The 20274-nt window shown below is 41.7% G+C and carries 22 protein-coding genes; 19 read left to right on the forward strand and 3 right to left on the reverse strand.

Annotated features, from left to right (window positions below; all coding sequences use genetic code 11):
• The first annotated feature begins 23 nt into the window (after window positions 1-23).
• Together ABS301_RS11665 and ABS301_RS11670 are read left to right on the forward strand one after the other, a co-directional pair.
• Window positions 24-245 (forward strand): GNAT family N-acetyltransferase, encoded by a 222-nt coding sequence (locus tag ABS301_RS11665; RefSeq protein WP_349672386.1) that lies wholly within the window; start codon window positions 24-26, stop codon window positions 243-245.
• Between the two features lie 77 nt (window positions 246-322).
• Window positions 323-712, forward strand: coding sequence for a VOC family protein (locus ABS301_RS11670; protein WP_349672387.1), 390 nt, complete (start codon window positions 323-325; stop codon window positions 710-712).
• An 85-nt stretch (window positions 713-797) separates the two neighbouring features.
• On the opposite strand, the gene ABS301_RS11675 is transcribed toward ABS301_RS11670, so the two are convergent.
• A complete protein-coding gene (locus ABS301_RS11675; protein ID WP_349672388.1) occupies window positions 798-1406 on the reverse strand; it encodes a DUF1847 domain-containing protein in 609 nt (202 codons plus the stop codon).
• Window positions 1407-1435: 29 nt separating this feature from the next.
• On the reverse strand, window positions 1436-2128 hold the full coding sequence (locus ABS301_RS11680) for a hypothetical protein (RefSeq protein WP_349672389.1): 693 nt from the start codon (window positions 2126-2128) through the stop codon (window positions 1436-1438).
• A 344-nt stretch (window positions 2129-2472) separates the two neighbouring features.
• On the opposite strand from ABS301_RS11680, the gene larE reads away from it, so the two are divergent.
• The 9 genes from larE (at window position 2473) to ABS301_RS11725 (ending at window position 12273) form a co-directional block, all read left to right on the forward strand.
• A complete protein-coding gene (gene larE, locus ABS301_RS11685) occupies window positions 2473-3285 on the forward strand; it encodes an ATP-dependent sacrificial sulfur transferase LarE (protein ID WP_349672390.1) in 813 nt (270 codons plus the stop codon).
• Window positions 3286-3431: 146 nt separating this feature from the next.
• A complete protein-coding gene (locus tag ABS301_RS11690; RefSeq protein WP_349672391.1) occupies window positions 3432-4403 on the forward strand; it encodes a leucine-rich repeat protein in 972 nt (323 codons plus the stop codon).
• A gap of 354 nt (window positions 4404-4757) precedes the next feature.
• Window positions 4758-6077, forward strand: a complete 1320-nt coding sequence (locus ABS301_RS11695; protein ID WP_349672392.1) for a vWA domain-containing protein — start codon at window positions 4758-4760, stop codon at window positions 6075-6077.
• A 17-nt stretch (window positions 6078-6094) separates the two neighbouring features.
• Window positions 6095-7609: an ATP-binding protein gene (locus tag ABS301_RS11700; RefSeq protein ID WP_349672393.1), complete on the forward strand. Its 1515-nt coding sequence runs from the start codon at window positions 6095-6097 to the stop codon at window positions 7607-7609.
• 53 nt (window positions 7610-7662) lie between these two features.
• Window positions 7663-7875, forward strand: coding sequence for a DUF378 domain-containing protein (locus ABS301_RS11705; RefSeq protein ID WP_104433382.1), 213 nt, complete (start codon window positions 7663-7665; stop codon window positions 7873-7875).
• 138 nt (window positions 7876-8013) lie between these two features.
• On the forward strand, window positions 8014-8847 hold the full coding sequence (locus ABS301_RS11710; RefSeq protein ID WP_349672394.1) for a tyrosine-type recombinase/integrase: 834 nt from the start codon (window positions 8014-8016) through the stop codon (window positions 8845-8847).
• Window positions 8848-9239: 392 nt separating this feature from the next.
• Window positions 9240-9443: a carbon storage regulator gene (locus tag ABS301_RS11715; RefSeq protein ID WP_349672395.1), complete on the forward strand. Its 204-nt coding sequence runs from the start codon at window positions 9240-9242 to the stop codon at window positions 9441-9443.
• A 118-nt stretch (window positions 9444-9561) separates the two neighbouring features.
• Window positions 9562-11709, forward strand: coding sequence for a flagellin N-terminal helical domain-containing protein (locus ABS301_RS11720; RefSeq protein WP_349672396.1), 2148 nt, complete (start codon window positions 9562-9564; stop codon window positions 11707-11709).
• Window positions 11710-11892: 183 nt separating this feature from the next.
• Window positions 11893-12273 (forward strand): zinc ribbon domain-containing protein, encoded by a 381-nt coding sequence (locus ABS301_RS11725; RefSeq protein WP_349672397.1) that lies wholly within the window; start codon window positions 11893-11895, stop codon window positions 12271-12273.
• A 52-nt stretch (window positions 12274-12325) separates the two neighbouring features.
• On the opposite strand, the gene ABS301_RS11730 is transcribed toward ABS301_RS11725, so the two are convergent.
• Window positions 12326-12895 (reverse strand): nitroreductase family protein, encoded by a 570-nt coding sequence (locus tag ABS301_RS11730; protein ID WP_349672398.1) that lies wholly within the window; start codon window positions 12893-12895, stop codon window positions 12326-12328.
• 409 nt (window positions 12896-13304) lie between these two features.
• Between ABS301_RS11730 and ABS301_RS11735 the strand changes: the two genes are divergently transcribed.
• The 8 genes from ABS301_RS11735 to ABS301_RS11770 all read left to right on the forward strand — a co-directional run bounded on the left by ABS301_RS11735 (window position 13305) and on the right by ABS301_RS11770 (window position 20273).
• A complete protein-coding gene (locus ABS301_RS11735; protein ID WP_349672399.1) occupies window positions 13305-13607 on the forward strand; it encodes a hypothetical protein in 303 nt (100 codons plus the stop codon).
• 148 nt (window positions 13608-13755) lie between these two features.
• Window positions 13756-14496 (forward strand): MBL fold metallo-hydrolase, encoded by a 741-nt coding sequence (locus ABS301_RS11740; protein ID WP_349672400.1) that lies wholly within the window; start codon window positions 13756-13758, stop codon window positions 14494-14496.
• Window positions 14489-15277 (forward strand): threonine/serine exporter family protein, encoded by a 789-nt coding sequence (locus tag ABS301_RS11745; RefSeq protein ID WP_349672401.1) that lies wholly within the window; start codon window positions 14489-14491, stop codon window positions 15275-15277. Before ABS301_RS11740 ends, ABS301_RS11745 begins: the two co-directional genes overlap by 8 nt.
• Entirely contained in the window at window positions 15274-15747 is a 474-nt protein-coding gene (locus tag ABS301_RS11750) for a threonine/serine exporter family protein (protein WP_349672402.1), read from the forward strand. The genes ABS301_RS11745 and ABS301_RS11750 overlap by 4 nt, the downstream gene beginning before the upstream one ends.
• Window positions 15744-17033: a dihydroorotase gene (locus ABS301_RS11755; RefSeq protein ID WP_349672403.1), complete on the forward strand. Its 1290-nt coding sequence runs from the start codon at window positions 15744-15746 to the stop codon at window positions 17031-17033. Before ABS301_RS11750 ends, ABS301_RS11755 begins: the two co-directional genes overlap by 4 nt.
• Before the next feature lie 28 nt (window positions 17034-17061).
• Entirely contained in the window at window positions 17062-18651 is a 1590-nt protein-coding gene (locus ABS301_RS11760) for a hypothetical protein (RefSeq protein WP_349672404.1), read from the forward strand.
• 87 nt (window positions 18652-18738) lie between these two features.
• Window positions 18739-19599, forward strand: coding sequence for a transporter substrate-binding domain-containing protein (locus ABS301_RS11765; protein WP_349672405.1), 861 nt, complete (start codon window positions 18739-18741; stop codon window positions 19597-19599).
• Window positions 19600-19622: 23 nt separating this feature from the next.
• The gene (locus ABS301_RS11770) at window positions 19623-20273 is read left to right on the forward strand and encodes an amino acid ABC transporter permease (protein WP_104433404.1); all 651 of its coding nucleotides are present in this window, start codon (window positions 19623-19625) and stop codon (window positions 20271-20273) included.
• Window position 20274: the final 1 nt, after the last annotated feature.

Consider the following 20274-nt stretch of genomic DNA (forward strand, 5'->3'; position numbering starts at 1 on the left):
TTGTGAAATACAGGGGAGGATTTGTGACTGAGATTGCCGCAAAGCTAATAATACATACGATTAATGATCTGAAATTTGAACGAGTAGAAGCTTCAGTGCTTTCAGACAACAAAGCATCATGCAGAGTCATGGAAAAATGTGGTTTTAAATGTGAAGGTATTCTAAGACACTTTAACAAGCACGATGATAATTACCGTGATGTTAATTACTACGGTATCATATCCTCGGATATTAAATCTATCTGATGACATAATTAATAGGTGACAGACAGTTGTCCTGTTATATATAGTATGATAGTAAAAAAAGGAGGTATGACTAAGAAATGAAATTAGATGGATTTGGCATTTTTGTAGAGGATATGCCAGTAATGGTACGGTTTTATCGTGATGTTCTGGGATTTGATATAAAGGAAGACGAAAACACAACAAATGTTTACCTGGAGAAAGATGGTACCTTGTTTTTGCTGTATCGGAGAAGTGATTTTGAGAATATGACAAACAGGGGATTTCATTATGCTAAGGCGATTAATGGGCATTATGAAATAGCATTAAGCGTGGAAAATTATGATGCCGTAGATTTGGCATTCCGGGATGTTGTTTCTAAGGGAGCAACCCCGGTTATGGAGCCGAACACAGAGCCTTGGGGGCAGCGTACCTGTTATATTGCAGATCCGGAAGGTAATTTGATCGAAATTGGCTCATTTAATCAATAAATACAAACAGGAAGGCTGTTAACGACCAGCATGAGCGTTAGCAGCCTTCCTATCTATCATCAAACTTTTATTTCAATTGGCAAGTTTAGTCCTTTGAAGGGAAAAGCTTATCGTGATAATACGCATTAGCCTGATAAATGGCGCCCAAAGGATTATGGCACAATACACGGTCTTTGACTGCAAATACGGTGACAGGAGCCTCGGAATACTTTATAAACAGAGAATCATGTCCGACACAAAGACCAAGTACGATGTTCAAATCCGTTTTTGCTTCGTTGAGAAAATGAGCCTGTGCAATTGGATTACACATAGCCACCGGATTATCATGAATTCCAATTAGCTCCCTGGAGAGATGACCGGTTTTACATAATATGGATTCCACCTGAAAACCATTGCTTACAAGTACCTTTCGCAATACTTCTGCTTCGTCTGTAAGTCCAATACAAAATGCCAGCCCCAGATTTTTGTATTCACATTCTCTGGCAAAGTCCATGGTTTCTTCCAATCTGGTTTTACTTCCGTATCTGTCACTTACCACAATTGCAGAAGCTCTGGAGATTTTTAAATTTTCCTCATCCTGATACAAAGCTGACAGATTCTCCATATCATTTGAAAGACTTGGGCAGCCTTTTGGTGCATTTGAAAAATTACCTGAACTACAGGAATGAACTTTACAGGAAGCACAAAAATACATAATATTCACTTCTTTCTTTTCGTATTTTTTTATTTTAGCAGTTTTAATGTATTTAATATCTCCTGGGTTTTGCCCTGGCTATCTGGCGTATATGAGGAGATTACAAAAATTGTTTTATTTCCTCGGATACAAGCATAAAAATCCAAGTTAATGACATCACTGTAGATATATCTGGATTTTATAGTTGCCAATTCTCCTAGCTGAGAGTTGATTCGATCAATGAAAGCCACCTTTTCAGTGAATGCACTAATAAAACCAACTTCAAATGCATTGGCATTTATTTGCGGATCATATTGTTCAGGAAATGTTTCATTATAAAATGTAATTAACATTCTGTCGTTCGATATACTGAATATTTGAGATTCGCCATCAAATGCGGTTGTGGTCACATCCGTTGGAATCTCGAGAGAGTACCCATATTCTGTATTTTTATATGTATTGGAAGTCTTTTTATTGTCGGCATTTGTATCAAGCCATTTTCCGGAAGCGTCAAAGGTGTAATTTACACCATTGATGTTTTGTGTGGTATTTGTTAACATCACACCATTTTCATCAAAATAATACCAGTTACCCTGATCTTCAATCCACTGGCTGACTACTGATGTTCCGTTCTGATCGTATATCCACTGACCATTATCCTGTTGTATCCAACCGGCAAACGATTGTATGGTGAAAAGAGATGACAGACATGCTGTTAATAATAGAATTTTTACCTTTTTCATATGATCCCCCTATTGTAACTGTTTTAATTTATTATATAGGAAAAAGGAACAGATTACAATCAGATGTGTCGAGCCGCCTCTGTGAACACTGGCAGGTTCAATAATCCCCGAAAAAGGGAGGAGCCGGTAAGATTGGCGGAATCCTACCGGCTGAAGTATGAAAAAGTATTTATATGAAAGGGTTATTAGCCTCTTTGTAATTACTAATATACCGGAAAAATGTGACCAGATCATGATGCTTCTGTGAAGAGTTTGTGAAAGTGAGTTGTTAGAATTGACACTTCTCTTCCTGATTGCTATAATTCCTATAAACATATTAATAAAGTGTGGTAAAAGGAGACTATATGAATATACAAGAGAAAGACCAGAAATTGAGGACTTATATTTCAGAACTGGAAAGTCTGGCAGTTGCTTTTTCTTCAGGGGTGGATTCAACATTTTTATTAAAAACAGCACATGAAGTTCTTGGAGACCGGGTGATTGCAGTGACAGCCAAATCCTGTTCCTTTCCGGAACGAGAACTGAATGAGGCAGTTCAGTTTTGTGAGAGAGAAGGAATCCAGCATTTTATTGTTGACAGTGAAGAACTGGATATAGAAGGTTTTAGCAGCAATCCCAAAAACAGATGCTATTTATGCAAGCATGAGTTGTTTGAAAAAGTGGCAGAAGTTGCGGCAGAGCATGGGATAAAGCAGATAGCGGAAGGATCTAATCTGGATGATAACGGTGATTACCGCCCAGGGCTCATAGCGGTTGCAGAGCTGGGGGTCCACAGTCCCCTTCGCTATGCGGAGCTGAATAAGGAGGAGATAAGGGAGTTATCCAGGGGACTGGGATTAAATACATGGAATAAGCAATCGTTCGCCTGCCTGTCCAGCCGGTTTGTGTATGGCGAGACTATTTCCAAAGAAAAGCTCTCTATGGTTGACAAAGCGGAACAGCTTTTACTGGACTTAGGGTTTTCCCAGGTGAGAGTACGCATCCATGGTACAATAGCCAGGATCGAAGTGCTCCCGGATCAGATTGCCCAGCTTATTACAGAACCTAAAAAAAGTGTGATAACGGCAGAGTTTCATCGAATTGGTTTTTCCTATGTAACACTGGATTTAGACGGTTACCGCATGGGGAGCATGAACTTAACGTTGAATCAGGAATAAATAGAAGGAGAATCTACAGGAGAAAAATATCTTTCCTGAAGGTTCTCCTTTTTAATTGATGAAATTTAAATGGAAAGAACCTGTTGATTTTTATGCTCTTTTCTGTTATATTGATTTGTTAAACAATCTATTGGAGAGGTACTAAAATGTTTTTATATCAGACAGTAAATGATCATGTACGGATTTTGACATGCAGAGGGTACGGGGGTGTTGTGCGTGTTCCGGAGAAGATTGGGAATCTTCCAGTGACGGAGTTGGCTGAGTATGCATTTTCTAACAGCGAGGGAAGGAATGAGATGCTCTCTCATATGGGAAATGGCATTCAAATGTGCGATGAAGAGGGAAGTCCCGCTTCCTATGTGGAAAAGGATTTGCCACCAGAAATGAAAGGCGATCTTTTAGAGGATCTGTATCTACCTCCTTCCATTAGAAAAATTGGAAACTATGCTTTTTATAATTGTTATAAATTTCGCCATTTAGAGTGTTACAGCTCCATAGCGGATCTGGGCTCCGGTTTGTTTACCGGATGTCTTGGAATCAGAAATCTGGACATTCATATTACTGATGGGAGCCGCTCCTGTATGCAGGGCATTGTATCGGAGCTAAGGCAGGAACTTTATGTAAATTATCATACAAAGGATATGACTGCAAGGCTGATATTTCCTGAAATGTACGAGGAGTCGGTGGAACACACGCCAGCTCGGATTATATTCCGGGAGATGCATGGATGCGGTCATTTGTACCGATATTGCTTTGACCAGTCCGAATTTCAATTTCATAAATATGATGCATTATTTCCTCATGTCCGTGTTCAGGAATCGGATCGCCTGACTGCAGCGCTTGCTCTTTTAAGACTGTATACGCCCCTTAATCTTCTTCCCAGAGACAGAAAGACTTATGAGAATTATTTAAGGGAACATCTACAGGCTGCCGCAGAAGCGGCACAAAAGGAAAGTGAATTATTTCTCTGGCTGGCAGCTGAGTATTGCAAAGAACAGACAGACTTTGACCGGTTGATCGATCTGGCATCGGAAAATAATAATACGGAGCTGTTAAGTTCTCTAATGGAATTAAGGCATTTGCGTTTCCCAGTAAAAAAACGTACATTTTCTCTTTAGTATAAACTGATTTTAATATTATCATTAATATAGAAAGGTGTATGAAATGGGAGATTGCTCGTTTCATGCACCTTTTATAAAATGCTTATTGATGGGTATTGACATAGATTATAAATGGGTGTAGAATTGTGAACTGTTAGTTTACTTTAATGCACTAATATGAATTAAAATTGCTTTATTATTTTTATCTTTCTTTACTTTCAATTAAAAGTAAGCCCAAAACAATAGAAAAACAGGATCAATTTTGTTAGAATAAAGTTATATAAATTCGAAGTCAGTGTCGATTCATTTAGCGATATATATAACATTTAGGTTTTACAGTATTCAGGATAGTATAGAAAGAAGGTAAATAGAATGATTGATCCGGTGAGACAGCGTCAGCTAGATGAACTGAACGAGGTAGAACTCGGACATGAGATACTTGGTAATGCCAGAAACGAACTTTATCTGAACTTCAGATATTTAGATGTTGCATTAAGCAGTTTTGGATTTGAAGCTGATCGCTCCGGTTCCGGGCTCAGTACAGACGGCTATGTAATTTATTATCAGCCAGAGCTGTTGTTTTCCATGTTCCGGGGCAGCCGTATACGAATTAACCGGGCATATCTTCATATGCTTTTTCACTGTTTATTCTGGCATCTGGGTTCTATGGGGAACCGTGATAAGCAATACTGGGATCTGGCGTGTGATATAGTGGTTGAATCCATACTGGATGGATTCTATGTAAAATCAGTTTTTCAGCACCAGTCACCATATCGGCGAGAAATTTATGGACAGATAAAAAGCAGGCTTCCTGTATTTACAGCGGAAGGAATTTACCATTTTCTAGTGGAAATGAATCTGCCAGAAGAAGCATTTCACCGTATGCAGGCAGAATTTTATGTGGACAGCCATGAAAAGTGGGAACAGGAAGAAGATCCCCGTATGAAGATCGAGCGTCAGAATAAATGGCAGGATATCAGGGATAAAATGGAAACGGAGATGGAATCCTTTGGAGAAGAGGAGGATGATTCTTCCAGACAGCTTTTGGAACAGGTAAAGATAGAAAACCGGGAACGCTATGATTATAAACGGTTTTTAAGAAAATTCGCAGTTCTGAAAGAGGAGGCGGAGGTAGATCCTGATTCTTATGATTCCATATTCTATACGTATGGTCTGACGCTCTATAAAAACATGCCTTTGATTGAACCTCTTGAGACGAGAGAAGTTTTTAAGATCGAAGATTTTGTAATCGTGATCGATACTTCCATGTCTGTCTCAGGCGAGCTGGTGCGAAGCTTTCTGGAGCAGACCTATGAGGTTCTTGGAGAATCGGAAAGCTATTTTCGTAAAATAAACATTCATATCATACAGTGTGATGAACAGATCCGTTCCGATGCAACAATCACAAGCAGGGAAGAAATGGAAGATTATATGAATCATTTCACTCTATCCGGATTTGGCGGAACTGATTTTCGGCCTGCCTTTGAGTATGTAAATGGTCTGCTTAATAAAGGAGCCTTTAAAAAACTCCGCGGGGTGTTGTATTTTACAGATGGCAAAGGAATCTATCCAGTAAAAATGCCTCCCTACGAAACTGCATTTGTGTTTATGGAAGATCAGTATCAGGACATATCAGTGCCGGGCTGGGCAATGAAGGTAATATTGACCAGGGAAGATCTGGAAGTAAATTAACAGGAGAACAAAAAACAATGAATATAAAACGGGCAAAAGAAGAAATTAAAAATACCATAGAGGCTTATCTGTTAAAAGATAACTACGGCACCTACGAAATTCCTGCAATGCGGCAGAGACCGGTTTTCTTAATGGGACCGCCCGGGGTGGGAAAAACGCAGATTATGGAGCAGATTGCGAGAGAGTGCCAGATCGGATTGGTGGCTTATACCATCACCCATCACACAAGACAGAGCGCGGTGGGACTTCCTTTTATTACAGATAAGGAATATGGAGGAAAACAATACCGTGTGACGGAATATACCATGAGTGAAATTGTGGCCTCTGTTTATAATAAGATAGAAAGCACTGGATTGTCGGAGGGAATTCTCTTTATTGATGAGATAAACTGCGTTTCTGAAACACTGGCGCCCACCATGCTTCAATTCCTTCAATATAAGACTTTTGGAAATCACCGGATACCAGAAGGCTGGATCATTGTAACTGCGGGAAATCCTCCGGAGTATAACAAATCAGTCCGTGATTTTGACGTGGTTACATTAGACCGTATAAAGCTGATTCATGTGGAGCCGGATTATGAGGTATGGAAGGCTTATGCCTATGAGCATGAAGTTCATCCAGCAGTTATTTCTTATCTGAATGCCAGAACAGAAAACTTCTGCCGGATTGAAACTACGGTAGATGGAAAATTCTTTGCAACTCCAAGAGGCTGGGAGGATTTATCCAGCTTCATTAAGATTTATGAACGTCTGGATAAGAAGCCAGACCGTGATGTAGTGGGTGAGTACATTCAGTATCCAAAGATAGCCAAGGATTTTGCCAATTATCTGGAGCTGTACTATAAATACCGGGATGATTATCAGATTGACGAAATACTGTCTGGTACAATCCGGGAAAGTTTGTGCAACAAATTAAGCCGTGCTCCCTTTGATGAGAAATTAAATGTAATGGGACTCCTTTTATCAAGGCTGAGTCAGCATTTTAAGAAGGTGGCTGATCAGGGAGACCGTACAGGTCTGTTAATGGAAGAACTGAAAAAAGTTGATCCGGAAACAGATGGGGACTTAAACAATTCCATGGCGGAACGGTTACGAGACGTAAGAAGCCAGTGGAGTGAATCCGTAAAACAAAAACGGGAAGCAGGACTTTTAAACAGACGGGAAGATTTTCTATTTCGTGATGTAGAAGCACTGTTGCTTAATATAGAAGAAATGATTAAAAAATCTTCAAAAAATAACATGGAAGAGGACTGGAAGCAGATTAGAGAGATGTTTCGGGAAGAATCAGAACGATACGATATGTTTTTTGCAGAAAGTGGAAAGTCCCTTGAGCATGCATTTGATTTTCTGGAAGCCTCCTTTGCAGCCGGCCAGGAAATGGTGTTGTTTATTACAGAGTTGAATACTGGTTTTTACAGTGTGAAGTTTTTAAAAGAGTATGAGTGTGAACGCTATTATCAATATAATAAAAGTCTTTTATTTAAAGACCGGGAGGACGAAATCCGGTCAAGAATCACGAGTTTGGGAAAATAATGTATAAAAACCAAGAAGCTACTCCATAATATAAAGGAAAAGGAGGTAGTGCCATGGGAAATAAAGCATTAAATTACACAGCTCTGACAATTGCCATCATCGGTGCAGTAAACTGGGGGCTGGTAGGTTTCTTCAATTTCAACCTGGTGTCATTTATTTTCGGCAGCATGACCTGGCTGACAAGGATCGTGTATGCCGTCGTAGGGATCTGCGGATTATATCTGCTTACCTTTTATGGTCATTCAGAAACAAGTACGGAAAGATAGTTGATGATGGTAGCGGGGGCGTTGCAGCATGGCAGATTATTTAGCTATGGAGCAATGCCCTTCATCTATGTGGGTTTTGTCTTATATTAATCGATTAAAAATTGATATGCATGAATATTTGCGTACGGAGGACAGCAAATGGAGGCACAGTTGCAGGAAAGAACGCAGGCACAAATGCAGTTTGAATCATATCTTCGCAGGGAAAATTTATCTGAAAGTACTATCATAACTTATATATCTGCAGTAAGGTCTTATTTCACCCAATATAATGATATCAGCAAAGATAATTTATTGGCCTATAAAGGCTATCTCATGGAAAGCTATAAACCAAAAACCGTAAATTTAAAGGTTCAGGCCATGAATAAATATCTTTATTATAAAGAGCAGCAGCCACTGCAGCTTAAAAATGTTAAGATACAGCAGAAAAATTTCCTTGAAAATGTAATTAGTAATGCAGACTATCAATATTTAAAAAAGAAATTAAAGCAGGATGGAAACATGGAATGGTATTTTGTCGTATGGTTCCTGGCAGCAACCGGCGCCAGAGTCAGTGAACTTGTACAGATAAAGGCAGAGCATGTTGAACTTGGATATCTGGACCTCTATTCCAAAGGTGGAAAGCTCCGCAGAGTCTATATTCCCGAAAAGCTGAAGAAGGAAGCAAAGGTATGGATGGATCAAAATCAGATAACCAGTGGTTACTTATTTAAAAACCGCTATGGGGAACGGATCTCAACCAGGGGAGTTGGTCAGCAGTTAAAACGATATGCGATAAAATACGGACTTGACCCCGATGTGGTCTATCCTCATTCCTTTCGACATAGATACGCAAAGAATTTTCTGGAAAAATACAACGACATTTCATTTCTTGCTGACCTTATGGGTCATGAAAGCATTGAGACCACAAGGATTTATTTAAGAAGGACGGCAACGGAACAGCAGAGCCTGATTGATAAAATTGTTACATGGTGAAAGCATTTACCAATTAGAAGAAATAAAAAAGAGTCTTGACTCGTCTGAAAACAGACAGGTTAAGGCTCTTTTTTGCTTTATATTGACCTTTTTCAGGCGCTGATCGTTATGCAGGGAGTAAATTCTTATGTTCCCATAATGTGTATTATAGGAACATATGCCGCGCAGGCAAAAGTTGATTATATCCTGTAAAAACGTGTGAATTACTCACTAAAACGTATATCGGACAAAGATAAGTTTTAATAAGGATTTTTTGAAAAAATTTTAAAGGTTACGAGTTTAAAAGAAAAAACGGATTAAATCAGGTTGTTGTAATACACATTCTGGGAATATATGTCAAGTAGTTAAGAAAATAACAATGCAGGCTTCGTCAAAACAAGGAGGTGACGCGAATGTTATCGTTAGGAAGGAATCCAGGTGAGTATCTCGTAATCAATGGAAACATAGTAATCCAGGTGGTGTCCGTGGAAGGAGATTTAAGACTTGCCATTGATGCACCAAAAGATATTTCCATTGTAAGAGGAGAGATCTATGAAAAAGGCCACCCAATTCCCATGTGTTTGAAAAAACTAAGAGAAAAGCACTTACGGTGGTAAAAACAGTTTATTACGCTTTCAGCTTTTTCCTCAAGGGCCCGAGGAAAAGTTAGAAATAAAAGTCAAAGTAATATGAGGGAAATGGATGTCCCTGTCATAATTCAAGGAGGTAATACATATGAGAATTCAACACAATATTGCAGCATTAAACGCCTACAGGCAGTTAGGAAACAACAATAATACGGTATCAAAGAATCTGGAAAAGTTATCGTCTGGATATCGGATCAACCGTGCTGGTGATGATGCTGCGGGTCTTGCTATTTCAGAAAAGATGAGAGCACAGATTACAGGTCTTGAAACAGCCCAGAAAAATGCAAATGATGGTATCTCACTGGTACAGACAGCAGAAGGTGCATTAACGGAAGTTCATTCTATGCTGAACCGTATGGTAGAGCTTGCTGATCAGTCCGCTAATGCTACTTATCAGGATCAGGTCGACAGAGAGAACCTTCAGAAAGAAGTTACTTCTTTAAAGGCAGAAATCAATCGTATTTCAGACAGTACAAATTTTAACGGAATCAATTTGTTAGATGGCTCCGTTAACCAGACAAAAGCTATTACGACGGCAGCAATCACTGTAAAGACAAACCCGGCCGAGACAACAAAGGCTCTTGGGACTTTTGATAAGGTAACATCTGGTAAGAAAGAAGCTGCAACAACAGCAGTAGATTATTCAGCAAAATTCTACGTTGGAAATATTACAAACAGTCAGGCTGCGGCAAGTGATCTTGTATTTAAATATAAAGATAATGCCGGTGCTGATCAGACTGTCACTATATCAATTGCCGCCGGCAAATCTGCAACAACCGCTACTATTGCTGGTGCACTTCAGGGTACTGATACCGCAGATGTGACGTCTGCGGATTCCGGAACTGCATTTGCAGGTGCAACCGATGGCAAGTTTACTGATCTCTACGACGTGTCTACCGACGGAAACATCATAACAATTACTGCCAAAGCCGACAAGACAGCGGCAGGTACCGGTGAAATTTTGAATGGCTCTAAGTTAGGATCTGTTTCTGTAGATACAAGCGGTATTGATGGGACTGATCTGGCAACAGCAACAGCAACATTAAAAGAGAAATACAATGGTACAACTGAAAATCCAATTGGATACGGCACACTTGCAGGTAAAGAAACCGAATACATCCAGGGAGAATCCGCTTCCTATCAGGTAGCAAGTAAAGAACTGACTTTGGATCTGGATAGCACAAATGCAGGAAAGTCCGCTCACAACAGGGCCATTACAGTGGGGGATAGAACCTATGTCATCCAGAGCAGCAATGCTGAATTGAAGGGTATGCCCACAGATACCGCAGAGTTAGATAAATATACAACCGTAACGGTTAATGACGGCGACGATGCAGATGCAGTAGCTGACAAACTGGCAGCTGCAATAACTGCAGAAGAAAGCGGAACTGATAACAACGGAGGGTTTGTTGCATCTTCCGATGCAGGCGGCAAGATCACAATTAAAGAGTCTACCACCAGGGGTGCCTCAATAAGAGATGACTCAGATAAAACCGCAACCAATGCATCAGGAATTGCTGCCAGCAAGCAGCTTACGCTTGTATCTGCAAGTTCTGATACAGGAAATGGTACACTTGCGACCTTTGATGCTTCCAAGATGGTGAATGGCACCAGTATCTCTGCCGGAGGAAAGAATTATACCTTTGTTAATAAGGCTGACGAAGAAGTGGCAGAGGGTGATACAAAAATTGTATATTCCGCTAATGATACAAGTGACGAACTGGCAGCTAAATTTGCAGCTCAATTAACTGCAGATGGAATCACCGGAGCCAGTGCACAGGGAGCAGCAGTTAAACTGAATGAGTCAAACTTGACAAAAGCGGCATCTGCACAGGGAGCAGGGCTTACACTCCAGATTGGTGATACGGCAGACAACTTTAACAGAATGTCTGTAAAAATCGCTTCTACCAGCGCAAAATCATTGGGAATTGCAGGTGTTGATATCAGCACTGATTCCGGGGCGACAGCAGCAATTGCAGTGATAAAAAATGCAATTAATTCCGTTTCCTCTACCCGTGGTGACCTTGGCGCAATTCAGAACCGGTTAGACCATACAATTAATAACTTAAGTGTAACAAGTGAAAATATGTCAGCTGCTGAAAGCCGTGTCCGTGATGTTGATATGGCGAAAGAAATGATGGCTTATACAAAGAATAATATACTTGTACAGGCTTCCCAGTCTATGCTGGCACAGGCTAATCAGGTTCCTCAGGGAGTTCTTCAGTTATTAAAATAGTCATAGTCATTTCGGCTGGATTATGAGCAAAATAGGCTTATACGAAATTAGTATAAGCCTTTTTGCCGTGTCTTGCCTTACTTGTAAAGGAAAACTGCCTGTGGTATACTCATGACATAACAAAAGCTGTCCGATAGGATTGTGTCTGTCGTGCATCCAAATGAAAGAGTTCGGGAGGATACCATGTTTTTCATATGCGGAATGAGTCAGGGAAAAAAGCTGTTGGATTACACCAGGACAGTAATCTGTTCCATATGCGGAGGCTATGGCAGATATCAGGTCTTTATGACCTACAGCTATTTCAGTGTATTTTTTATACCCATCATAAAATGGAACAGACATTATTATGTACAGATGTCCTGTTGTGATACCATTTATGAGCTGGATGGAGAAAAAGGTAAGAGGCTAAGCAGAAGAGAGTCGGTTGAAATTGAGGAGCGGGATTTAACCCTGGCTCAATCCGGACAAAGACGCGCAGAGTGGAATAAGAGGCAATGCTCCCACTGCGGGTATGAAACAACAGAGGATTTTGAATACTGTCCCAAATGCGGACAGAGATTTTAAAACAGCCGAACCGGAGTATTTCCGGAACGGCTGTTTTTTCGGTTTTTGTACATTAGATAATAATATCCTCTAATGCTCGCTTGGGAACATAATGAATCTGATTTTCATCTCTGTAATACTTGACACTTCCGTCTTCCTTAACAGGAACGATGACCACCTCTTCCTTCGGCTTTCCAAGAGCCAGAACAAGATCTACAGAATAAAGAGAGGGATCAATGCCAAGCGCTTCAGCCAGCTGGCTTCGCCGTACATTTCCAAGCATGCAGCCGCCATAACCCTTCTCTACTGCACCAAGCATCATGGTCTGAGCGACGATGCCATCATCGGTAAGCTTGTTCTTACCAAGTGACAGATCACAGAGAATGATGATATAGGCAGATGGGCGCTCCCCTTCATCGGGCCCGTCCCAGTCAGGAAGTGCTCCCGCCCAGCCTAAAGTATCAAATATCAGGGCATTTTCCTGTGGTGTATTGCTGATCTTAAATTTCAGTGCCTGTGAGTTGGCTGTGGAAGCAGTAAGCCTCGCCAGATCAATGAGCTCCAGTAGATCCTCTTTGGATATCTGGCACTCCTGATAGAAGCGCCGGTATGTACGGCATTTGGAAACGAGATCCTTTAACATAGTAGATTCCTCCTTTTATTATATTCAATCAGTATTTATTTATAAAGTATAGCAGGTATGAAAATGATCTGCAACGAATAAAAAAGAAATGGATTTGGTGATATAGCACAAAAATAAAGCTGCTATAGCCCTTAAAACTAGTGTGTTTTTCGACTGGACAAAATACAAACAAATAGAATAAAAAAAACTCAAGAGCATAAATCCATAATTTATTGTTAGACATATTATCCCCATTTGTAAATTTAATTAAGAATTTACCACTTTTATATTAAGAAAAAAATCATAATGAATTCATTGACTTTATTTTCTTAAGGTGTTAAACTGTGTCTCGGCTTTAGAAATTAATAAAAAAAGCCGCGGCATACATATTTGGCAATAAACACAGGTAGCCGCAAGGAGGAGAAATATTATGAAATTAACAACAAAGAAACTGGTACTTACAGGATTAGCAGTATTAACAATGGCAGCAATTTCTGCATGTGGAAGCACAAAGACTGCTGAAACAACAGCAGCAACAGAAGTTACAACAGAAGCAGCTACAACAGAAGCAGTTACAACAGAAGCAGCTACAAAAGAAGAAGCTACAACAGAAGAATCTTCTGAGTCTGTAGAAGAAACAACTGAAGAAGCATCTGCAAAAGAGTCTTCTGAAGAAGCTTCCAGCGTAGAAGCAACTACTGAAGCTACAGAAACTACAAAGGCTGCTAACTAATTATTATAGAAATAACAGCTTAGATGGAATGAAAATTTCCGCAGGCGGGGACAGATGTCTCCGCCTTTTTTGCGCGCATCTGCTATGCAGAATGGATCAGTATGTGATATAATTTCTCCAAACAGTCATTTGAAGGAGGCCGCTTTTTATGAAAATTACTTACGTTCATCACAGTGCATTCCTGGCAGACTTGTCGTCTGCTGCTCTGCTATTTGATTACACCCAGGGTGTACTTCCGGACCTGGATACCAATAAACCACTTTTTATCTTTGCCAGTCATCGCCATGGAGATCATTATTCAGATAAAATTTTTGATTTGGGGAACGGACCCAGAGAAGTTCATTATGTTCTATCTGACGATATTTCCAGGAAAAAGATTGGTGAGGAACAAAGAAGACATATTTCATTTGTTAAACCTGGAGAAACGCTTACCCTTTCGTATGGTACAGGAGGTAATCTGGCATTGGAGATTACTACGTTTAAATCCACGGATGAGGGCGTCGCATTTCTCATAAAAGTGGATGGAACCGTGATTTACCATGCCGGGGATCTAAACAACTGGAGATGGGAAGGCGAGCCAGAGGAATGGAACCGGAATATGGCTAAGAACTATTCATTAGAAGTGGACAAGCTGGCAGGAGAGAAAATTAATGCAGCTTTTCTACCTCTGGATCCAAGACAGGAGGAAAACTTCTATCTGGGTTTTGATGAATTTATGAGAAAGGCGGAAGTAGTGCATGCATTTCCCATGCACTGCTGGGATGATTATTCCGTAATAGGGCGTTTAAAATCAATGGAAGTTTCCATTCCTTACCGGGACCGGATTGTTATAATGGAAAGAGACGGAGAATCGTTTGTTTTGGAACAGGAGCCTCAAATTCATGAATGAGCGGAAAGAGGAAGAGCGGGAGGTCTTAGATGCGGCCATGCTGGCCGGTCATATTCTGCTTGAAAATGGTGCTGAGATTTTCCGGGTGGAAGAAACCATGGACCGGATCTGCCGTCATTATGGAATTAAATCCTGCAATTCCTTTGTGTTAAGCAATGGGATTTTTACCACGGCAGGAGATGAGAGAGAAGAGATATTTGCAAAGGTGCAGCACATTCCGGTGAGTGGCACACATTTAGACCGTGTTGCTGCAGTGAATCAGCTTTCCAGGGAGATTGAAGCAGGATCTTTAACTCCTCTTGCAGTAAGAGAAAGACTGGATCAGATACAGCGAATGCCTGGAAAGTCAAAGAAGATGCAGATTCTGGCATCGGGAGTGGGAAGTGCCTGCTTTTGTTATCTGTTCGGAGGTAATATAAAAGATGCGGCAGCTGCGTTTTTCTCCGGAGTGGTGCTATATGGATATATCATTTTTCTGGCAGGTCCTCATCTTACCAAGCTGGTGGCTAATATTGGAGGGGGAGCGCTGGTCACCGCGCTGTGCACTCTTTTGTACAGGCTTCGTATGGGCGAACATTTAAACTTTATGATTATTGGTTCAATTATGCCTTTGATTCCAGGAGTTGCATTTACCAACGCGATTCGTGATATTGCAGACGGAGATTATATCGCTGGTTCTGTGCGTATGATGGATGCTCTTCTGGTATTCTTCTGCATTGCCATGGGAGTAGGGCTGGTATTCAGCCTTCTTCACCGGTTTACAGGAGGTGGATTTTTATGACGGCTGTCTGTGAGATGGCAGTTGCAGCCCTTGGTACGGTTGCATTTGCCCTCCTGTTTGGAGTACCTGCCAAATACTACCCTTATTGCGGTTTAATTGGGGGAACAGGCTGGTTTGTATATAGCATGCTGGCACAGGGATTTTCAGAGCCGGCATCTGCAATGTTTGCAACCATTGCAGTAATTCTTCTTTCCAGAATATTTGCGGTCAGAAAACAGTGCCCGGTAACCATCTTTTTGATTTCCGGTATTTTTCCGTTAGTTCCAGGTGCGCTGGTATATTGGACTGCTTACTATATTGTTACCGACGAAATAGCACTTGCTGCCCGAACCGGGTTTCTTGCTCTGAAAGTGGCGGTTGCGATTGTGCTTGGTATTGTGTTTGTTTTTGAACTGCCTCAGGGCTTCTTCCGCTTTGCGGCAAAGAAGGATAAACGGGCATTAAAAGAGAAAGGGAGAAAGAAACGATGATATGGATTAAAAATGTTCACGTAATTGATCCGGCAACCCGGACAGAGCAGGATATGGATATCTGCATAGAAGATGGAATCATAGCCGGGATGGGAACGGATCAAAATCCTCCCGGGGCAGGGACTTCAAAAAATGATGTGGTGATTGATGGTACTGGTCTTATAGCAGCACCGGGACTTGTGGACGTACATGTTCATTTCCGGGATCCGGGACTTACTTACAAGGAAGATATTCAGACAGGTGCAAGATCAGCTGCCAAAGGTGGTTTTACAACAGTTGTATGCATGGCCAATACAAAGCCTCCTGTTGATAATATTAAAACGTTAGAATATGTAAAGAAAGAAGGGGAGAAAACCGGAATCCATGTCCTTCATGCAGCAGCTGTATCCAAAGGGATGAAGGGCCGTGAGCTGACGGATATGGAGGCACTGGCAGCCCATGGAGCGGCAGGTTTTACCGATGATGGGATACCGCTGATGGATGCGGAGCTTGTAAAAACAGCCATGGAAAAAGCGGCCAGTTTAAATCTCCCTTTAAGCTTTCACGAAGAAGATCCTGCATTAATAGAGAACAATGGAATCAATCATGGGGCGATATCCGACCAACTTGGTATCTATGGTTCCCCTTCAGAGGCGGAGGACAGTCTGGTGGCAAGAGACTGTATGCTTGCTCTCCACACGAAGGCTGCCGTAGATATTCAGCATATCAGTTCTGCAGCGTCGGTACGTATGGTACAGTTTGCAAAGGATTTAGGGGCGGACGTTTATGCAGAAGTGACACCCCACCATTTCACACTGACAGAAGAGGCGGTTCTTTCCTATGGAAGTCTGGCTAAAATGAATCCCCCTCTTCGGACAGAGGCAGACCGTATGGCTGTAATAGAAGGTCTTAAAAATGGAAGCATTGATATCATAGCCACCGATCACGCACCTCATAGTACGGAAGAGAAAGCCAGGCCTTTGCTGGAGGCGCCCAGTGGAATTATCGGGCTGGAAACGGCACTTGGGCTGGGAGTAACCACTTTGGTGCGTCAGGGCCATTTAACCATGATGCAGCTGTTGGAAAAGATGAGTATTAATCCGGCAAAATTATATCGACTGGACTGTGGAATGCTGAGAACCGGAGGTGCTGCAGATCTGGTAATATTTGATCCCAACGAGGAATGGACCGCGGGTGAATATGTCTCCAAATCATCCAATTCTCCATTTACCGGGAAAAAGCTTTTTGGAAAAGTGAAATATACCATCTGCAAAGGTAAAATTGTCTACCAGGATGAACAGGATTAATTGGATCAACATGAGAAAAGGATAAGAGATGGAAATCAGGGCGCAGGACTCTGTTGTCCCGGGGGAATTGAAAACAGAGGGGATAGCTGAGGGTAAAGTGAGTGGTAAAGCAGACTTGAATCTGTCTGTCGAAGCATTAAAAACAAACGAGAAATTAATTGCAGGAGAAATTGTACTTAATCAGGTGGCTGCTCAGACTCAGTCTATGAAGGAAGAGGCAAAATCGGAATCTGAAAAAACTGAAAAATCCAGGTCCGTCAGAGATACTGCTTCAGTTAGTGATTCTCCTGAGATTTGGGATGAGGAAGAATGGAGGGAGGCCCTTCATGAGATAACGGACTGGACTCCATCTGAAACCCTTCCCCTTTCGGAGGAATTAAAAGAGCTGGCAAGGATATACGAGGAACTTCTCTTGGCAATTCTCACCCATGGAACACAAGAGGGCCAGGAAACCGGGGAGCTCAATCAGGAATTGTCTGTGATGCTGCAAAAGCTTTTGATGTCCCGGCTTGGAGATCTGGAGCTTCTGTTAAGTAATTACGGATCTGCCGTAAGTATTAATGCATTGAGGGCAGCCATCTGCCGAAGTGTTACGGGGAAAAATTTTACGGAGGCAGAGCTGAATCAGATATTCGGACGCAGTGGTGTGGAGGGAAAGCAGGCAGTTGCTTCTAATAATGGCGGAATCAGGACCCCGGTTACCACAGTAGATAATGAAACTGGTATGGGAATTATTTACCAGCCAACAGCCTCAGGAACGATTAAAAATAATCCCGGATATGCCAGGAACCTGATGAATGAGATTTCTTTGACGATTCTGGAAAAAGGCGGGCCTTTCAAGAAAATAGCCGGAAAAGCCCAGGGAGCCAGCTTAACCATTTCCCCCCTGAAAACGGGAAGGGTATATGAGATAAGCGATCTGGAGGCCGCACAACGGTTTGCATCCTATATGAACCGGGAAGGAAATTTATTCAGGATATCAGGACTGTCTGGTAAAAGCGAAGAGCTCTTGGGATTTTTAGCCGCTCTTATGTCAATAAAAACACAGATCTTTGTATCAGGTCTGGGAGCGGAAAAAGGGATCGCCATGGATTTAAGAGAAGCCTGTGACCGGATGACCGATGAATTGATTCAGGAGATGGTGAATCAGTCCTCTCTGAAATATAGCAGTGGAAGAAAACCGGTTTTTGAAGTAAAGGATGTATACCGGATCTTTTATCACATGATGAATCTTTACCAGAACAAGGCAGATGTGAATGAGACGGCAAATAAAGGGATTCGCTACGCCTATCAGCAGTTTCTAAAGAAAAAAGAAGTTTCGGAAATTAAGGGAGAGCCGGAACCTTTTTTTACAAAAGGTAAGAAAGAACCTTCAGAGGATTTTAAGGAAGGCAGGAAACAGATAGAACGGGATTGGAACGGATTTACGGAATATATAAACAACGGATATTCTTCGGATATCCCTCAGGGCGTTCTGGTGCTGAGTCCCTGGGGGATGCTGGCGGAGCCGGATACTTCCAGGGAGGAAAGCCATGGGAATATAAGTCCCGCTTTTTTACTTGGTGGGGGAGCAGCCCTTGTAATACTAATTATAATCCTTTCTTTTATCTGGCTTTAGAACCATTATACATAAATTTCTTCTTTACAGAAAAACTTTACTGTGCTACCATGGTAACACATGAAAATCAAGAGGAGGATTTATGTTATGAAAAAAATAGTGATTCTGGCAGCAGCAATATTAGGAACAGCAGCTTTATTAAGCGGCTGTGCAGGAAAAAAGGAAGCACCTGCGGCGGCAGAGACAACAAAGGCAGAGTCTTCATCTGCAGAGACAACAAAAGCACAGGAAACCGCTTCGGCATCTTCTGAAAAAGATACGTTTACTGTGGGATTTGATCAGGATTTTCCTCCCATGGGATTTGTGGGAGATAATGGAGAGTATACAGGATTTGACTTAGATCTTGCAAAAGAGGTGGCAGACCGCCTGGGTAAAAAATTTGTAGCTCAGCCAATTGCCTGGGATGCAAAGGATATGGAGCTGGAAAGCGGCAACATTGACTGTATCTGGAATGGATTTACCATCACTGGAAGAGAAGACGGTTATACATGGTCAAAGCCTTATATGGCAAACAGACAGGTCTTTGTTGTGGCAAAGGACTCCGGAATCAAGACACTAGCGGATCTTTCCGGAAAAGTAGTGGAGGTACAGGCTGACTCTTCTGCGGAAGCTGCGTTAAAGGATAATGATACATTAGCCAAAACATTTAAGACACTTCAGACCACACCGGATTACAACACTGCATTTATGGATCTGGAGATGGGAGCAGTCAACTGCGTGGCGATGGATGAGATTGTAGCTGCTTATCAGATTCAGCAGAGAAAGTCAGATTTCGTGATTCTTGATGAAGCACTTGCAGCAGAGGAGTACGGAGTTGGCTTTAAAAAGGGAAATGATGCATTAAGAGACAAGGTGCAGGAGCAGCTGGATGCAATGGCAGCAGACGGAACCTTAAAGACCGTTTCTGATAAATGGTTTGGTAAAGATGTAACAACAATAGGAAAATAATTGATACTGACGGAGGGGCAATCATGGCTTTTACAAAGATACTTACACAACTGGCAGGAGGAATGTGGGTCAGCATCCAGATCTTTCTGGTAACACTCATCTTTTCTCTACCTCTGGGACTTTTGGTCTCCTTTGGGAGGATGTCAAAAAACCGGGTCATAGAGGCCATTGTTAAATTCTATATTTCAGTCATGAGAGGAACCCCTCTGATGCTTCAGCTGATGGTGGTTTATTTCGGTCCCTATTACCTTTTTGGAGTAAAGGTGGGGAACGGATACCGCCTTTGGGCTGCATTTATCGGTTTCGTGATTAACTATGCGGCTTACTTTGCTGAAATCTACAGAAGCGGCATTCAGTCCATGCCTGCCGGACAGTATGAAGCAGCAAAGCTTTTAGGATACTCAAAGAACCAGACCTTTTTTAGAATCATTTTTCCCCAGGTAGTAAAACGGATTCTTCCGTCAGTCACCAACGAGGTTATAACTCTGGTAAAGGATACCTCCCTTGCGTTTACCATCAGCGTGCTGGAGATGTTTGCCGTAGCCAAGGCGCTGGCGTCCTCACAGACAAGCCTGATTCCCTTTGTGGCAGCAGGTCTTTTCTATTATGTATTTAATCTGGTAGTGGCTATGCTGATGGAATACATAGAAAAACGGATGAATTATTACCAATAGG

The sequence above is a fragment of the Lacrimispora sp. genome (genome assembly GCF_031982545.1).
Classification (GTDB): Bacteria; Bacillota; Clostridia; order Lachnospirales; family Lachnospiraceae; genus Lacrimispora.

Bases quoted from the DNA above. Each gene is read 5' to 3' on its own strand.
- ABS301_RS11690 (WP_349672391.1), top strand. From the start codon at position 3,432: ATGTTTTTATATCAGACAGTAAATGATCATGTACGGATTTTGACATGC.
- ABS301_RS11710 (WP_349672394.1), top strand. From the start codon at position 8,014: ATGGAGGCACAGTTGCAGGAAAGAACGCAGGCACAAATGCAGTTTGAA.
- ABS301_RS11770 (WP_104433404.1), top strand. From the start codon at position 19,623: ATGGCTTTTACAAAGATACTTACACAACTGGCAGGAGGAATGTGGGTC.
- ABS301_RS11695 (WP_349672392.1), top strand. From the start codon at position 4,758: ATGATTGATCCGGTGAGACAGCGTCAGCTAGATGAACTGAACGAGGTA.
- ABS301_RS11760 (WP_349672404.1), top strand. From the start codon at position 17,062: ATGGAAATCAGGGCGCAGGACTCTGTTGTCCCGGGGGAATTGAAAACA.
- ABS301_RS11735 (WP_349672399.1), top strand. From the start codon at position 13,305: ATGAAATTAACAACAAAGAAACTGGTACTTACAGGATTAGCAGTATTA.
- ABS301_RS11720 (WP_349672396.1), top strand. From the start codon at position 9,562: ATGAGAATTCAACACAATATTGCAGCATTAAACGCCTACAGGCAGTTA.
- ABS301_RS11725 (WP_349672397.1), top strand. From the start codon at position 11,893: ATGTTTTTCATATGCGGAATGAGTCAGGGAAAAAAGCTGTTGGATTAC.
- ABS301_RS11705 (WP_104433382.1), top strand. From the start codon at position 7,663: ATGGGAAATAAAGCATTAAATTACACAGCTCTGACAATTGCCATCATC.
- larE (WP_349672390.1), top strand. From the start codon at position 2,473: ATGAATATACAAGAGAAAGACCAGAAATTGAGGACTTATATTTCAGAA.
- ABS301_RS11765 (WP_349672405.1), top strand. From the start codon at position 18,739: ATGAAAAAAATAGTGATTCTGGCAGCAGCAATATTAGGAACAGCAGCT.
- ABS301_RS11670 (WP_349672387.1), top strand. From the start codon at position 323: ATGAAATTAGATGGATTTGGCATTTTTGTAGAGGATATGCCAGTAATG.
- ABS301_RS11745 (WP_349672401.1), top strand. From the start codon at position 14,489: ATGAATGAGCGGAAAGAGGAAGAGCGGGAGGTCTTAGATGCGGCCATG.
- ABS301_RS11700 (WP_349672393.1), top strand. From the start codon at position 6,095: ATGAATATAAAACGGGCAAAAGAAGAAATTAAAAATACCATAGAGGCT.
- ABS301_RS11680 (WP_349672389.1), bottom strand. From the start codon at position 2,128: ATGAAAAAGGTAAAAATTCTATTATTAACAGCATGTCTGTCATCTCTT.
- ABS301_RS11750 (WP_349672402.1), top strand. From the start codon at position 15,274: ATGACGGCTGTCTGTGAGATGGCAGTTGCAGCCCTTGGTACGGTTGCA.
- ABS301_RS11740 (WP_349672400.1), top strand. From the start codon at position 13,756: ATGAAAATTACTTACGTTCATCACAGTGCATTCCTGGCAGACTTGTCG.
- ABS301_RS11730 (WP_349672398.1), bottom strand. From the start codon at position 12,895: ATGTTAAAGGATCTCGTTTCCAAATGCCGTACATACCGGCGCTTCTAT.
- ABS301_RS11675 (WP_349672388.1), bottom strand. From the start codon at position 1,406: ATGTATTTTTGTGCTTCCTGTAAAGTTCATTCCTGTAGTTCAGGTAAT.
- ABS301_RS11755 (WP_349672403.1), top strand. From the start codon at position 15,744: ATGATATGGATTAAAAATGTTCACGTAATTGATCCGGCAACCCGGACA.
- ABS301_RS11715 (WP_349672395.1), top strand. From the start codon at position 9,240: ATGTTATCGTTAGGAAGGAATCCAGGTGAGTATCTCGTAATCAATGGA.